The sequence below is a fragment of the Streptomyces sp. NPDC052701 genome, assembly GCF_040678355.1.
Classification (GTDB): Bacteria; Actinomycetota; Actinomycetes; order Streptomycetales; family Streptomycetaceae; genus Streptomyces.
The window spans coordinates 40,431-55,744 of record NZ_JBFATO010000035.1 but is presented as its reverse complement, the minus strand read 5'-3'; the positions used below and the strand labels follow the sequence as shown (position 1 = coordinate 55,744).

The 15,314-nt window shown below is 72.2% G+C and carries 10 protein-coding genes; 4 read left to right on the top strand and 6 right to left on the bottom strand.

What is annotated here, in order from left to right; translation table 11 throughout:
• Nucleotides 1-75: 75 nt before the first annotated feature.
• The 4 genes from AB0L29_RS29135 to AB0L29_RS29120 all read right to left on the bottom strand — a co-directional run bounded on the left by AB0L29_RS29135 (nucleotide 76) and on the right by AB0L29_RS29120 (nucleotide 4,781).
• The gene (locus AB0L29_RS29135; RefSeq protein WP_365831175.1) at nucleotides 76-1,110 is read right to left on the bottom strand and encodes an ABC transporter permease; all 1,035 of its coding nucleotides are present in this window, start codon (nucleotides 1,108-1,110) and stop codon (nucleotides 76-78) included.
• The gene (locus tag AB0L29_RS29130; protein ID WP_365831173.1) at nucleotides 1,107-2,069 is read right to left on the bottom strand and encodes an ABC transporter permease; all 963 of its coding nucleotides are present in this window, start codon (nucleotides 2,067-2,069) and stop codon (nucleotides 1,107-1,109) included. Before AB0L29_RS29130 ends, AB0L29_RS29135 begins: the two co-directional genes overlap by 4 nt.
• Nucleotides 2,062-3,618, bottom strand: a complete 1,557-nt coding sequence (locus tag AB0L29_RS29125; RefSeq protein WP_365831171.1) for a sugar ABC transporter ATP-binding protein — start codon at nucleotides 3,616-3,618, stop codon at nucleotides 2,062-2,064. The genes AB0L29_RS29130 and AB0L29_RS29125 overlap by 8 nt, the downstream gene beginning before the upstream one ends.
• 65 nt (nucleotides 3,619-3,683) lie before the next feature.
• Nucleotides 3,684-4,781 carry an ABC transporter substrate-binding protein gene (locus AB0L29_RS29120; RefSeq protein ID WP_365831169.1) on the bottom strand — a complete coding sequence of 366 codons (1,098 nt, stop codon included), beginning with the start codon at nucleotides 4,779-4,781 and terminating at the stop codon, nucleotides 3,684-3,686.
• 1,242 nt (nucleotides 4,782-6,023) lie between these two features.
• Here AB0L29_RS29120 and AB0L29_RS29115 point away from each other — a divergent pair.
• Nucleotides 6,024-7,232, top strand: coding sequence for a glycosyltransferase (locus AB0L29_RS29115; protein WP_365831167.1), 1,209 nt, complete (start codon nucleotides 6,024-6,026; stop codon nucleotides 7,230-7,232).
• 149 nt (nucleotides 7,233-7,381) lie between these two features.
• On the opposite strand, the gene AB0L29_RS29110 is transcribed toward AB0L29_RS29115, so the two are convergent.
• Entirely contained in the window at nucleotides 7,382-8,413 is a 1,032-nt protein-coding gene (locus tag AB0L29_RS29110; RefSeq protein ID WP_365831210.1) for a LacI family DNA-binding transcriptional regulator, read from the bottom strand.
• 698 nt (nucleotides 8,414-9,111) lie between these two features.
• Here AB0L29_RS29110 and AB0L29_RS29105 point away from each other — a divergent pair.
• Nucleotides 9,112-11,844, top strand: coding sequence for a SpoIIE family protein phosphatase (locus tag AB0L29_RS29105; protein WP_365831165.1), 2,733 nt, complete (start codon nucleotides 9,112-9,114; stop codon nucleotides 11,842-11,844).
• Between the two features lie 171 nt (nucleotides 11,845-12,015).
• Here the strand turns inward: AB0L29_RS29105 and AB0L29_RS29100 are convergent, their stop codons facing one another.
• Nucleotides 12,016-12,204 carry a hypothetical protein gene (locus tag AB0L29_RS29100; RefSeq protein WP_365831163.1) on the bottom strand — a complete coding sequence of 63 codons (189 nt, stop codon included), beginning with the start codon at nucleotides 12,202-12,204 and terminating at the stop codon, nucleotides 12,016-12,018.
• Nucleotides 12,205-12,419: 215 nt separating this feature from the next.
• On the opposite strand from AB0L29_RS29100, the gene AB0L29_RS29095 reads away from it, so the two are divergent.
• On the top strand, nucleotides 12,420-13,559 hold the full coding sequence (locus AB0L29_RS29095; RefSeq protein WP_365831161.1) for a glutathione-independent formaldehyde dehydrogenase: 1,140 nt from the start codon (nucleotides 12,420-12,422) through the stop codon (nucleotides 13,557-13,559).
• A 582-nt stretch (nucleotides 13,560-14,141) separates the two neighbouring features.
• A complete protein-coding gene (locus AB0L29_RS29090) occupies nucleotides 14,142-15,200 on the top strand; it encodes a hypothetical protein (protein WP_365831159.1) in 1,059 nt (352 codons plus the stop codon).
• Nucleotides 15,201-15,314: the final 114 nt, after the last annotated feature.

The window sequence follows — 15,314 nt, the reverse complement described above, 5'->3', positions numbered from 1 at the left end:
GCGGCCGGGCGGAGCGTCTTGGTACCGGGCGCGGCGGCCGGAGCCGGGGAGGTGCGGCCGCCGCGCCCGGGGCTTTCACATCAACTGCCGCCGCCTGCCCAGCCAGGTCTGGGCGACCACGACGAGGGCCAGGAAGGCTCCGCTGACGACCAGCTGGTAGGAGGAGTCGAGGGAGCCGATCTGGTTGATGACGTTCTGGATCACCTTGAGCAGCAGGACGCCGACCAGTGAGCCGCTGACGTAGCCGAGGCCCCCGGTGAGCAGGGTGCCGCCGATGACGACGGCGGAGATGGCGTCCAGTTCCATGCCGTTGCCGAGGATGGTCACGCCGGAGGCGAGCCAGGCGGCGTTCAGGGCGCCGGCCAGTCCGGCCAGCACACCGGACAGCGTGTAGACGAGGATCTTGGTACGGGCCACGGGCGCGCCCATCAGCGCGGCGGCGTCCTCGTTGCCGCCGACCGCGTACACGTGCTGTCCGAACCGGGTGCGGCGCAGTACCACCGCACCGGCCACGAACAGGGCCAGGGTGATCCACACCGGGTTGCCGAGGCCGAGCGTGCTGCCCTGGCCGAGTTCGGCGAGGAAGGAGCCCTTGGCGATGAGGTAGGTCTCGGCGCCCTCGTCGGTGAGGGCGAGCATCAGGCCGCGCGCGCCGAGCATGGCGGCCAGGGTGACGATGAAGGGCGCGAGCCGGGAGCGGGCTATCAGCAGTCCGTTGACGACGCCGATCAGTCCGCACACGGCCAGGGGCAGCAGCAGGGCCACCAGGGTGCCGTGGCGTGAGCCCCAGGCGGCCAGGACGCCGCCGAGGGCGAAGAGGGAGCCGACCGACAGATCGATGCCGCCGGTGACGATGACGAAGGTCATGCCGAGCGCGACGATCGCGAGGAACGCCGAACTGGTCGCCATGTTGGAGATGTTGTCGCCGGTGGCGAAGGAGTCGAAGCTGGCCGAGGCGATGACCGAGACGATCACCAGCACCGCCAGCGCGCCGTGCTGCTGGGCCAGGGCGCTCAGCCGTTCGGAGCGGGCGGAACCCGCCGGCTCGGGTTCCCCCGCCGGGTCGCCGCTCGCGGTGGTCACGGGAACGTCCGTCTTCGTGGCGGTCATCGCTTCCCCCGTCCACGTGCCGCGTAGACCGCGCACACGATCACTATGGCCTGGGCGATCTGGGTCCAGGAGGGCGGCAGATCGTGCTTGATGAGGGTGGCGGTGAGCAGCTGGATGAGGACCGCGCCCGCCACGGTGCCGGCGATGTTGACCCGGCCGCCGGTCAGCGGTGTCCCGCCCACCACGACGGCGGTGATGGCGGACAGCTCCATCAGGTTGCCGAGGGAGGTCGGATCGCTGGCCTGGAGCCGGGCGGTGGCCAGTACGCCCGCCACGGCCGCGAGCAGCGCGCAGGCGACGTACACCAGGATCAGCACCCGGCGCACGGGCAGCCCGGCGAGCTGGGCCGCGGGGCGGCTGTCGCCGATCGCGAGGAGTTGGCGTCCGAAGGTGGTGCGGCGGACGACGAAGGCGACCAGCAGGGCGAGGGCGGCGGCGATGAGGATCAGGTAGGGGACGCCCGCGATGTCGCCCGAGCCGAGGGAGGCGAGCGCCGGGTTGCGCAGGTCCTCCAGTTGCGGCAGCAGGACGAGGGCGAGGCCGCGGCCGCCGACCATGAGGGCCAGGGTGGCCACGATCGGCTGCACCCCGACGAACGCGACCAGCGCGCCGTTGGCCAGCCCGACCCCGGCGGCGAACAGCGCCACCACCAGCAGGGCCGGCAGGAGTCCGTAACCGAGGTAGAGGGCCGTCACGGAGGCCGCGAGCGCCATCACGGCACCGACCGACAGGTCGACGCCCTCGGTGCCGATGACCAGCGCCATGCCGAGCGCGACGATGATGACCGGGGCGACCTGGACGGCCTGGGTGCGGAAGTTCTCGGCGGACAGGAAGTGGGGGGTGATGACGACGTTGACGACGACGAGCAGGGCGACGCCCGCGTAGACGCCGTAGCTCTGCAGCCATTGCAGGACACGGGTCCTGTCGAGCGGGGCGGTGCGGAGGGCGGCTTCAGCCATCGGTGGCCGCCTCCTTCGCCGCGTCGGGCGCGGGACCGCCGGCGATGGCCCGCATCAGCGCGTCCTCGGTGACGTCGTCGCCGGTCAGTTCGCCGACGACCGCACCGTCCTTCAGTACGACCACGCGGTCGGACCCTTCGATCAGTTCCTCCAGGTCGGAGGAGATGAGCAGGACGCCCAGGCCGTCCGCGGCCAGTTCGTCGACGAGTTTTTGCACCTCGGCCTTGGCTCCGACGTCGATGCCGCGGGTCGGCTCGTCCAGGAGCAGCACCTTGGGGTTCATGGCCAGCCAGCGGGCGAGGAGCACCTTCTGCTGGTTGCCTCCGGAGAGTTCGCCGACCTTCTGGTGCGGCGAGGACGCCTTGATGCGCAGCCGCTTGACGAAGGTGTCGACGATCGCGTCCACGCGGGCCTCGGAGACCAGGCCGAAGCGGGACAGGCGGGGCAGGGCGGCCAGCGCGATGTTCTCGCGGACCGAGAGGCCGGGGACGATGCCCTCGCTCTTGCGGTCCTCGGGCAGCAGGCTGACGCCGGCCCGGATGGCGCCGGGTGTGGAGCCGCCGCGCAGCGGGGCCCCGGCGACCGTGACACGGCCCGAACGCAGCGGCAGCGCGCCGGAGATGGCCTTGGCCGTCTCGGTGCGTCCCGAGCCGAGCAGCCCGCCGAGGCCGACGACCTCACCGGGGCGGATGTCCACGCAGACGCCGTGCAGCCGGTGCGGGACGGTCAGGCCGGTCGCCTCGAGGACCGGTCGGGCGTCGGCGGCGTGGTGGTCGCCGGTGAACTTGGTCAGGCCCTCCGCGCGGACCTCGCCCAGTTCGCGGCCGAGCATGGTGGAGACCAGGGCGAGCCGGTCCAGGTCGGCCAGCCGGCCGTGGTGCACACGGCGTCCGTCCCGCAGCACGGTGACGGTGTCGCATACGGCGTACAGCTCGTCCAGGCGGTGACTGACGTAGACGACGGCGATGCCCGCCTCGCGCAGCCGGCGGATCACCGAGAACAGGGTTTCCACCTCGCGCGGTTCGAGGGACGAGGTCGGCTCGTCCATGATGACGATCCGGGCGTCCGTCGCGACCGCGCGGGCGAGGGCCACCATCTGCTGGGCGCCGACGCCGAGGGTGCGCAGCGGCTGCCGGACGTCCACCCGGACGCCGTAGGCGCGCAGCGTCTCCTCCGCCTCCCGGTTCATGCGCCCGGAGTCGAGCAGGCCGAGGCGGTTGCGGGGCTCACGGCCGAGGAAGAGGTTGCGGGCCACGCTCAGCAGCGGGATGAGGTTGACCTCTTGGTAGATGGTGGAGATGCCGGCCTTCTGGGCCTCCAGCGGTGTGCCGAAGGAGACCGGCCGGCCCTGGAACGTGATGTCGCCGGCGTCCGGCCGGTACACGCCGGTCAGCACCTTGATGAGCGTGGACTTGCCGGCGCCGTTCTCGCCGATGAGGGCGTGCACCTCACCGGGGTGCAGGGTGAGGTCCACGCCGTCCAGGGCCCGGACACCGGGGAAGGTCTTGCTGAGACCGCGGACGGCGAGGACCTCGGCGGGGGGTGCCACCTGTGCCTCCAGGAAGAAAAGGGGAAGGGCAGGCGGGGGCCCGGGTGTCCGGGCCCCCGGGAGGGTCAGTAGGCCTTGCCGATGTCCGTCTTGGCGTTGCCGGCGTCGTAGGCGCCGTCCTGGATGATGATGTCCTGGGGGACGTCCTCGCCCCGGGTGAAGGTGTCCAGCGTCTGGAACGCCAGCGGGCCGAAGCGCGGGTTGGACTCGATGACGCCGCTGATCCAGCCGTCGACGATGCCCTGGACCGCGTTGCGGGTGCCGTCGACCGTGACGATCTTGACGTCGCCGGGCTTCTTGCCGGCGCCCTTGAGGGCGGCCACCGCGCCCAGGCCCATCTCGTCGTTCTCCGCGTAGATGCCCTTGATGCCGGGCTTGGACTGGATGAGCTGCTCGGTGACCTGCTGGCCCTTCTCGCGGGCGAAGTCACCGGTCTGCTCGAAGACGACCTTCAGGTCCGGGGCCTTCTCGGCGATGCGGTCCTTGAAGCCCTTGGTGCGTTCGGTGGTGACGTTGTTGCCGGCCGAGCCGAGCAGGATGGCGACCTCGCCCTTGCCTCCGGTCGCCTCGATCATCTGGTCGGCGGCGCGCCTGCCCTGTTCGACGAAGTCGGAGGCGATGAAGGAGACGTAGTCCTTGCAGGCGGTGGCGTTGATCTTGCGGTCGATCGTGATGATCGGAACCTTCTTGGCGGCGGCGGACTGGAGCACCGGGTCCCAGCCGTCGGAGTTCAGCGGGGCGATGACCAGCAGGTCGGCGCCCTTGGCGAGCAGGTCCTGGACGTCGCTGATCTGCTTGGAGAACTGCGACTGGGCGTTGGCGGTGAGCAGCTTGACACCCCGCTTCTTCGCCTCGTCCTTAATGGACTGCGTCTCGGCGATGCGGAAGGGGTTGGCCTCCTTCTCCGACTGGGAGAAGCCGACGGTGGCGCCCTTCAGGTCGACCTTCTCGGCGCCGTAGGCGTCGATGCTGCAGGTCTTGCTGCCGGGCTTCGGCGTGACGGCCTTCTGCTCGGCGCCGGCGGCGGCCGAGGAGGACTGCTCCTTGCCCGAGGCGTCGTCCTCCGACTTCGCGCAGGCGGTGGCGGTCAGGGCCACCGCGGCGGCCAGGGCCACGACCACGGGACGGGCGAGGAGGTGAGGACGGTGGGTGGTGCGCTGCATGGTGGTGACCCCGATCCAGGTGGCGCTGAGAGGGAACTGGGGAGCCGAACGACGAGCAGGAATGGTGCTTCTCCCCCGGCGCGGGACAGTGTCCGATCCGCCGCAAGGAGGTTTTTACATCGTTGGAAGAAGGCTGTAAACCCCCTGTGCAGGGCATGCCGGTGGAGCGTGGAGCCCCGGGATGCGGCGCGGCCGGGCGGACCGTCCCCGGCTCCGCCCGCAGCGGTGTCCGCGCAAAGGCCCTACAGGCCCGCTACGCAGGCACGTTACCGAGCCACCGGCGTCCCCGGCAGACGTCGCGCACGCCTGCCGGCCGTTCCGGCATCCGTCCTGCCCCGTAATCGACATGTGACCTCGCCCCGCGCGGCCCCCACCCGCACCGGAGCGGCTTTTGGCCAGCCGGCGCCGACACTCCCGCGGGACGCCCACCCGTCCGCCGAAACCCCGGCACCCGGACCCGGGAAGGCGCTTGCTCGCACCGTCGGCGGACAGCACTTCACCGGCGAGGCACCGCACGCCTCCTGACTCTCGCCGGGGCTCCGTCGACACTGTGGCGCCGGCCTTCGGACAAGACGGTCAGACGTGCTTCCGGGGCCGCCCGCCGGGGACTTGTCCCCACCCGGCCACCCGGCCACCCGGCCACCCGGCCACCCGCGTGAACGCACCGGGCACGCATGTGTTCCGACGACACGGCCGGCCACCCCGGACCGGCCCTCACCACCGGACCCGGCGGCGCCCTCGACGTCTCGGGCGTGGTCCGGCCGTGTTCCGGCGCGCCGGGAGGTCGGAGGGGATACGGGCGAAGCGGGCCGACTGGTGACGCTGCGTCATTTCCGGCTGTCGGGTGCACCTGTCGCGCGATGACGGTCCGCGGTGATCGCAGGCTTCCGGGGCCGCGACAGCGTGCCGCCGATCATGCGATCGGCGGTGTGTTTGCGGTGTCCACGCGGAGGAGGGCGCTCGCGAGGAAGCCCACTGCACGCCGGCGGACCACCCTCACCGGTGAACATCCGGGACTGTCCGGCCGGCCGCGGCAGGACGGGGCGCGACCCGTCGTGCGGCCGTGGGCGGGCGGGACGGCTCGCCGCAGTCGGCATCGCCGTTCGGGACCTGAGGCGGCAGGCCCCCGCTCCCATCTCCCGTTCAACGATATATCGCACAGGGGATCTTGCCGCAAGGCCCCCATATCGGGCGAAGATGCCCTTCCGTGTCACGAGGCGCGGCAGGAGCAAGGGAGTGAACATGCGGGTGCTGTTGTCCACGATCGGCTCGCGCGGAGAGGTCCAGCCGGTGGTCGCCCTGGCCCTACAGCTGAAGGAACTGGGACAGGAGGCCGTGGTGTGCGCGCCTCCCGATTTCCAGGAGTGGGCCAAGTCGCTGGGGATCGCCTACGTTCCGGTCGGCCCGGAACTGCGCGCCACGGCCAGGCGGCCGGCGGAGGCGATGCCCACACCCGAGCAGCGGCGCCAGATGATCGAAGGCACGGTTGCGGATCAGTTCGCGGCGGTGGGTTCGGCCGCCGAGGGATGCGAGACGATCGTGGGAGGAGGCGCTCTGGCGGTCGCCGCCCGCTCGGTGGCCGAGCAGCGAGGCATCCGCTATGTGTACGCCGCGTTCGCGCCGGTCACGCTGCCCTCACCGCACCACGCGCCGCCCTCGTTCGGATTGCTCGGGGAAAAGCCGGCGGACGGCTCGGTCGACAACCGGGCCCTGTGGGCCCGGGACGCGCAGCGCTGGAACGCCATGTGGAGCGCGGCACTCAACGCACGGCGCGAGGCTGCCGGGCTCGCCCCGGTGAGGGAGGTGAGCCGTCACATTTTCACCGATGCCCCCTGGTTGGCCGCCGATCCGACCCTGGCGCCGTGGCCCGAGCCGTCGGAACTCAGCGTGTTCCAGACCGGGGCGTGGACGCTGACGGATCACCGGCCGCTCCCGACCGAGCTGGAACGGTTCCTCGACGCCGGCGAGCCGCCGGTCCACTTCGGATTCGGCAGCGTACGCGCCCCCGAGGGCATCGCCCGGACGATGATCGCAGCCGCCCGCGCACTCGGCCGCCGCGCGATCCTCGCCCGCGGCTGGGCCGGGCTGTCCCTCGACGAAGCCGCGCCCGACTGCCTGGTGATCGGAGAAGTGAACCAACAAGCGCTGTTCCAGCGGGTCGCCGCAGTCGTGCACCACGGTGGGGCGGGGACCACCACGACGGCCACCGCGGCCGGAGCGCCCCAAGTGATCGTCCCGCAGATGTTCGACCAGTTCTACTTCGCCCGCCGCGTCGACCAGCTCGGAATCGGCAGCGCCCACACGGCCGGCGTCCCGACCGCCGACTCCCTCACCGCGGCGCTGGACCGTGCTCTCACCCCCCAGGTGGTCGGGACCGCGCACGCGCTGGCGGGGCGGGTGCGCACCGACGGTGCACTGACCGCAGCCCGCCGGCTGGTCGAGAGTCGGTGACACCGACTCACGTCCGCGGCGTGGCATGACGGACGATCCCGGGCCGCCGACCCGCCGTCCGGCGGGCTCGGCCACCGCGCTGCCGCCGAGCGCGAAGCGATCCGGCCGGCGACCGCTCCGGCGGGTGCGGTTCCCGCGTCACGGCCGGGTCAGCCGTTCGCGGCCCTGTCCGCCGTACGGCGTCCCAGCGTGCTCTCCCGCTCGACCAGGCGGTAGTCCGCCCGGATGCGCCGCGGTTCGGGGGCCTCGCCGCCGAGCCGGGCGAGCACCGACTCCACCGCGAGCCGGCCGATGGCCTCCTTGTCCGGCGAGACGGAGGTGAGGGTGACCGTGCCGAACCGCCCCTCGATCACGTCGTCGAAGCCGACGACCGCGATGTCCTCGGGCACGCGCAGCCCTCGCTCGTGCAGCACCCGCATCGCTCCGATGGCCATGGGGTCGTTGTAGGCGAACACGGCGTCCGGACGCCGTCCGGTCTCCAGGATGCGGGCCATGGCCGCCGCGCCGTCCGCGTGCCCCCAGCCGTCGGTGGCGGCGACGAGCCCGTCGTCGGCGGGCAGTCCGGCGGCGGTCAGCTCCTCGCGCCAGCCGCGTACCCGCAGCTGGGCGGGCTCGCTGCGCCCGCGCCGGGCTCCGATGAAGGCCACCTCACGGCGCCCCAGGCCGATCAGGTGACGGACGGCGGCGCGGGCGGCGGCGACGTTGTCGATGGCGATGTGGTCGTACGGCAGGTCGTACTCCCGTTCGCCGAGCAGGACCAGCGGCACGTTCTCCGCGCGGTCGCGCAGGTCCTCGGTGCGCAGCTCGATGGGGCTGAGGATCAGCCCGTCGATGACCCGCGCCCGGAACCCCTGGCTGACCAGGATCTCCTGCTCACGGCGTCCGCCGGTGTGGTCGAGCAGCACGATGTAGTCGTGCCCGGCGGCGGTGTCGATGACGGCGGCGGCGAGTTCGGCGAAGTAGGGGTTGCCGAGTTCGGGCAGGGCGAGCGCGATGATGCCCGTGCGCCCCTTGCGCAGGTGGCGGGCGGCCAGGTTGGGCCGGTAGCCGAGCGCGTCGATGGAGCGCTGGACCCGCTCGCGCATGGCGGGGGTGACGTGCTGGTAGTTGTTCACCACGTTGGAGACGGTCTTGATGGAGACCCCCGCGTGCGCAGCGACGTCCTTGAGGCTGACCCGCACGTCCATCCCTTCCTGAGCGGCCCGGCTCGGGTGGTCGGTACGGGTTCTGTGTGATCACCGTGAACCGTGCGCCGTACCCTCGTGCGCTGGTTTTACAACGTTATACATCCGGTGTCGCCGCGCTGACAAGGCAGTGGACGGAGCACTCTCGTACGGCATCCGCGGACCTTCGTCCGACCGGGCGGAGACCGGGGCCGGGACGATCGCGGCACCGGAAAAATGGTATGCGGGCACCCGCCGCCGGTCCACGCACACCGGCGCGGGTGGTCCGCCCGGGCGCGGCGGGCGCGGACGGCGGGCCGGCGCGGCGGCCCGGGGTGCGCTCCGGGCCGGACACCGCTTCCAGGACGACGACACCTCTCCCCCGCGCGACAGTCATGGGGAGGGGGTGTCGTCACCGAAGGGCCGCGTTCCGGCCGGGCCGGGCCGGGGCGGACTGCGAACCGGCGGGCGGACCGCAGGCGGCGGGCCGGCGGACCGGCGGACCGGCGGACCACGAACGGCGTCGCACCTGCGGTCCCATGGGGCGACGGGCAGCTCGAGGCGGCCGGCCCGGCCGCCCCCGGTGGTCAGGGTGATGGCGGTGCCGGACTCGTCGGCGGGGGCACCTCCGGAACCGGGAGGACACATGGTGAGACGGTCAGGACTTATCGGGCAGAGTAGTGACGATTCGGCACCGGCAATGCTAGAAAGTCCGGATGCAAGGACGATTTGCCCGACTCCGACGCATATCGCTGCGGCGCGTACCGCTGCGGCCGCTGCTGGGCAAGAGCCCGCGCAGCGTCGCCGGGCAAGTGTTCGTCCTGCAGGCGGCGCTGGTGGTGCTGCTGGTGCTCTCCGCCGTCCTGGCCCTCGTCCTGCAGTCGCAGCGGGACACCAACACCGAAGCCAAGCGCCGCTCGGTGGCCGTCGCGCAGACCTTCGCGCACTCCCCGGGCATCCTGTCCGCGCTGCGGGCCCCCGTCCCGTCCGAAGTGCTGCAGCCGCTGACCGAGGCGGGACGCAAGTCGGCGGGTGTCGACTTCGTCGTGGTCATGGACACCCGCGGCATCCGCTACACCCATCCCCTGCCGGACCGCATCGGGAAGCGGTTCGTGGGCACCATCGGGCCCTCGCTGGCCGGAGAGGTCTACACCGAAAGCGTCCACGGCCCGCTCGGCCGGGAAGTCCAGGCCACCGTCCCCGTCAAGGACGCGGACGGCAAGGTGGTGGCCCTCGTCTCCGCGGGGCTGAAGGTCAAGAACGTGACCAACCAGGTGGAGCGGCAGATACGGATCATCCTGGCCGCCGGGGCGGGCGCGCTCGGAGCGGCCACCGGTGTGACGGCGCTGGTGAGCCGGCGGCTGCGGCGGCAGACCCGCAGTCTGGCCCCGGACGAGATGACCCGCATGTACGACCACCACGACGCGGTGCTGCACTCGGTGCGCGAAGGAGTGCTCATCATCGGTGAGGACGGGGCGCTGCTGCTGGCGAACGACGAGGCCAGACGGCTCCTGGACCTGCCCCCGGACGTCGAGGGAAAGCATGTGACCAGGCTGTCGAGCCTGGAACCCGAAACGGTCGAGCTCCTCACGTCCGGGCGCGAGGCCACCGACGAGGTGCACTTCGCCGGCCCCCGGCTGCTGGCGATCAATCAGCGGCCCACGGACGGCGACGGAGGCCCCAAGGGAACCGTGGTCACGCTGCGCGACTCCACCGAGCTGCAGACCGTGTCCGGCAGGGCCCAGGTCGCACGGGACCGGCTCAAGCTGCTGTACGACGCCGGACTGGGCATCGGGACGACCCTCGACGTGGTCCGGACGGCCGACGAACTCGCGCGGGTCGCCGTCCCGCGCTTCGCCGACTTCGTCACCGTGGACCTGGCCGACGCCGTGCTGCACGGCGAGGAACCCGGCACCACGGCGACCGGCATGCGCCGCATCGCCGTGTGCGGCATCCGGGACGACCATCCCCTCTACGAGAAGGACCGGCTGATCGACTTCCTGCCGTCCACACCCCAGGCACGCGGCTACGGCACCGGCCACTCCGAGCTGGTGGCCGATCTGTCCACCGCCACGGACTGGCACACGCAGGACCCGAAGCGCACCGAGGAGATCGTGGACTACGGCATCCACTCCCTCATCACAGCCCCCATCCACGCCCGTGGTGTCGTGCTGGGCCTGGCCAACTTCTGGCGCTCCAAGGAGCACGGCCCCTTCGACGAGGAGGAGGTGTCGCTGGCGGAGGAGCTGGTGGCGCGTGCCGCCGTCAGCATCGACAACGCCCGCCGGTACACCCGCGAGCACGCCCTGGCGGTCACCCTCCAGCGCAGCCTGCTGCCGCGGGCCCTGCCCGAGCAGAGCGCCCTCGACGTCGCCTACCGCTACCTCCCCGCGCAGTCGGGTGTGAGCGGGGACTGGTTCGACGTGATCCCCCTGCCGGGCAGCCGGGTCGCCCTGGTCGTCGGTGACGTGGTCGGTCACGGCCTGCACGCCGCCGCCACCATGGGACGGCTGCGTACCGCGGTGCACAACTTCTCCACCCTCGACCTGCCGCCCGACGAGCTGCTGAGTCACCTGGACGACCTGGTCGGCCGTATCGACCAGGACGAGGCGAGCAGCGGGGCCGCCGCGGCCGTCGTGGGAGCCACCTGCCTGTACGCCATCTACGACCCCGTGACGCGCCGCTGCGCCATGGCGCGTGCGGGGCACCTGGCACCCGCGCTGGTCCTTCCGGACGGCAGTGTCACGTTCCCCGACCTGCCGGCCGGGCCACCGCTCGGACTGGGCGGCATGCCGTTCCAGACGGCGGAGCTGACCCTCGCCGAGGGCACCCAGCTCGTCCTCTACACCGACGGTCTCATCGAGGACCGTACGCGCGACCTGGACGTGGGAATGGAGCTGCTGGCCGACGCCCTGACGGGTCACCCCGACCGGCCGCCGGACACGAGCTGCCAGGCCGTACTGGAGGAGCTGCTGCCCGAGCGGCCCCAGGACGACGTGGCCCTGCTCATCGCCCGCACCCGCGCGCTGCCGCCCGACCAGGTCGCCGGGTGGGACGTACCGCCCGACCCGGCGGCCGTCGCCGGGGTGCGCCTGGCCGCATGCGGCAAGCTGGAGGAGTGGGGCCTGGCCGAACTCGGCTTCGGCATGGAGCTCGTGCTGAGCGAGCTCGTCACCAACGCCATCCGCTACGGCGGCGAGCCGATTCACGTGCGGCTGATCCGCGACCGCACGCTGATCTGCGAGGTGGCCGACGGGAGCAGCACTTCGCCGCATCTGCGGTACGCCGCCACGACCGACGAAGGCGGCCGCGGTCTGTTCCTGGTCTCGCAGCTCACCGAGCGCTGGGGCACCCGGTACACGCCCCAGGGCAAGGTGATCTGGGCCGAGCAGGCGCTGCCGGCGGACACCGGGGATCCCGGCCCGGCGCCGGCGGACCAACGCCGGTAGCACCCTCGGGGCGGACGGGCCGGGGCCCCGGCGGCGGCTCCGGGACGCGCCGCGGTCGCCGGGCGCGAGCTCCCCGTCGCGCGGGGTCGCGGCGGTTCCGGCACGCTCACGCCGAGGGCGGCGGTGGGCCCGCGCGCCTTCGCGTTCGCGGCGCGGACCTCACGCCCCGGATCACGTTCGGGGCGTGTCCTCGTGCTGGGTGTCGGCGAACTCCCACCAGGCGAGCGGCAGCCAGTCCCCGTCGACGAAGCCGTCGACGGATCCGCCGGTGCCCCGGATGGTCACCTGGGTCCCCTCCGGATACCTGGTGCCGGACAGCCCGGCCACCGGGACGAGCAACACGCCGAGACGTCGTGTCAAGGTTCTTGGTCCTCTCCGAATCGCATGGAAACAGAAGTTTCCGGCTCCTGGATGCAAATCATCTCATCATGCACCAGTCTGGAGTATGAGGTACCGCACAGAAGGCCAGTCGAGCTGCGCGGACCGAGCCCCGTTTCCGCGGCTCATGCAGCGGGCTCCCCGGAACTGGTTTCCTTGTGTGATCGAGCAAGCACACATAGTGGAGGTGCTCGAGAATGAGGGCTGTCGTGTACAAGGGACCGTTCGAGGTAGCGGTCGAGCAAGTGGAAGATCCCCGGATCCAGCACCCGAACGACGCGATCGTACGCGTCACGTCGACCGCCATCTGCGGCTCCGACCTGCACATGTACGAGGGCCGCACCGCCGCCGAGCCGGGCATCGTCTTCGGCCACGAGAACCTGGGGATCATCGAGGAGACCGGGGAGGGCGTGACGACGCTCGGCCGTGGGGACCGGGTCGTCATGCCGTTCAACGTCGCCTGCGGTTTCTGCAAGAACTGCACGGCGGGTTTCACCGGTTACTGCCTGAACGTGAACCCGGGCTTCGCCGGCGGCGCCTACGGCTATGTGGCGATGGGCCCGTTCGTGGGAGGCCAGGCGGAGTACGTACGGGTGCCGTACGCCGACTTCAACTGCCTGAAACTCCCCGAGGGCACCGAGAAGGAGACCGACTTCGTCCTGCTCGCCGACATCTTCCCCACCGGCTACCACGGCAACGAACTGGCCGACGTGCGCCCCGGTGAGAGCGTCGCCGTCTACGGCGGCGGTCCGGTCGGCCTGATGGCGGCCTACTCGGCGATGCTGCGGGGGGCGAGCAAGGTGTTCGTGGTCGACCGGGTGGCCGAGCGGCTGCAGAAGGCCGAGGAGATCGGCGCCGTACCGGTCGACTTCAGCCAGGGCGACCCGGTCCAGCAGATCCACGAACAGACCGCCGGTGAAGGCACGGACAAGGGCATCGACGCGGTCGGCTACCAGGCCCAGGCCCGCGGCGAGGATCGCGAGGAGCCGGCGACCGTGCTGAACTCTCTGGTGGAGACGGTCCGGCCGACGGGTGCCCTGGGTGTGCCGGGGCTGTACGTCCCGCGCGACCCGGGCGGACCGGACGAGCGGGCCAAGCAGGGCATGCTGATGGTCGCCATCGGGCGCCTGTTCGAGAAAGGTCTGCGCGTGGGCACGGGCCAGTGCAACGTCAAGCGCTACAACCGTCAGCTGCGTGACCTGATCATCGAGGGGCGTGCACGGCCCAGCTTCGTGGTGTCCCACGAACTGCCCCTCGACCAGGCGCCGACGGCGTACGAGAAGTTCGACAAGCGAATCGAGGGTTACACCAAGGTCGTCCTCCACCCGCACGCGTAGGGAGGCTCCCGAGCGCCCGGCTCGCCGCCGAGCGGTGCGCGTGTGCGACCGGTCGGCGGAGTGCGGCAGGCGGACGCCCTGACGGAGGGGTTGCCGGGGCCGATGCCACGGCATCTCCCCCGACGCCGGAAGAGCCGGGTACTCCCCGGACCGCAGTGAAGCCCCAGGTCTTCGGCCTGGGGTTTCGCATGGAGCGGGCGCCGAGGGGCGAGCCGGGGTCCGCAGCCCGGGCAACCGCGGCACCCGGGGCCGGCGGAGGCACCGGCCCGGACGGACGGCCGGGTCGCGGCCTCCCCGGGCCGGGCCGCTTCCGCAACGGGCTCCGGCCGGCCGTGGCACACCCGCGGAACCTCCGGTCCGCGCCGCACGGCGGTTCGCCCTTCACCCGGACGATCCCCTGCGGCTCGTCCTCATCCGCCCACGGCTCGGCGCGCCAGGGGAATCCCCGGCTCCGGCTCGCCGGGCGATTTCGGCGCCGGTCCCGCAGGATGGTATCGGTTGCCCGCTCCGGAAGAGGGCCGGGGCAGCCGCGTCCCGTGTGCGGCGGACCGCCGCCCCCTTCTGTTCTCCAGGGAGCACCGCATGGCTGTGATGACGGAGGAACTCGTACCGGTACTGGAGGACGCGCGCCAGGCCCATGCCGCGGTCCTCGACCGGTTCCGGGCGGATGCTTCGGTCACGCCGCCGGGCCCGTACCGGCAGATGCTCGAACGCCAGGCCGATGAGGTCCAGGACAGTCTTCACCTCATCCAGCACCAAGCACGCCACCTGCAGCCCCGGGGGGTACTGGGCTCCGCCGTCGCTCTGACGCGGTTCGTCTCGCGCGGCACCGCACGCACGGCGATGCTGCCGCTGACGGTGGGGTCGAAGGTGGTGACGGGGATGCTGCGCGGCAGGGGCCCGGCCGATGCGCGGCAGTTGCTGAAGAACATGGAGGACGAGTACGCGGCCGCGGCACGGGCGCTGGCGGTGTCCCGGGCCGGAGAGGTCCTCGCCGAGCAGGTGGAGGACCACGCCACCGCCGATCTGCTGGGCTCGGTGCGCCGCCAGGACGAGGAACTGCTGCAGGCACTGGAGCTCAGCCTCACCGAGCAGGCCCGCGCCGTGGCGGCGTCCGCCAACGGCCACGGTCCGGGCGAGGCCCGCGGCGGCGGTCTGGCCGACGCGGCGGGCCAGACGGTGCGGACCGCTTTCGGGCGGGCGCTCGACGTCACCCAGCGCGGCGGCAGGCGGACCTGGAGGGCGGCCGAGGGCGCGGTGCGGGAGGCGACCCGGCCCAGGCGCGTGGCCGAAGAGGTCCAGGGAGTGGTCACCCGGGAGGAGGAGCTGCCGATTCCCGGGTTCAGCCAGCTCAGCACGGAGAAGATCCAGCAGTGGCTGCGTACGCTGTCCCAGTCGGACCTGACGGTGATCGAGGGCTACGAGCGGACGCACGCGCGCCGCAAGGGCGTTCTGGACGCCGTCGAGCGGCTGCGCGGAGAAGAGCCGTGGGACGGCTACGACGCCATGGGCCCGGCCGAGATCACCGCGCGCCTGCGCGACACCCCCGCCGGCGTGGCCCGCCAGGTACTGGAGTACGAGCGGCTCCACCGCCGGCGCCAGGAGGTCGTCTCCGCCGCCGAGGCACGCATCCCCGGCTGACCACGCGCGAAAGCCGTCCCGGACCTGAGCACCCCTTCGGCTCCCGGCGCGACTCCCCTGCCGGCGTGGCCGGTGCGCACGATCGCGCCGGTGGGGCCGCCCCGGGTCCGTCCG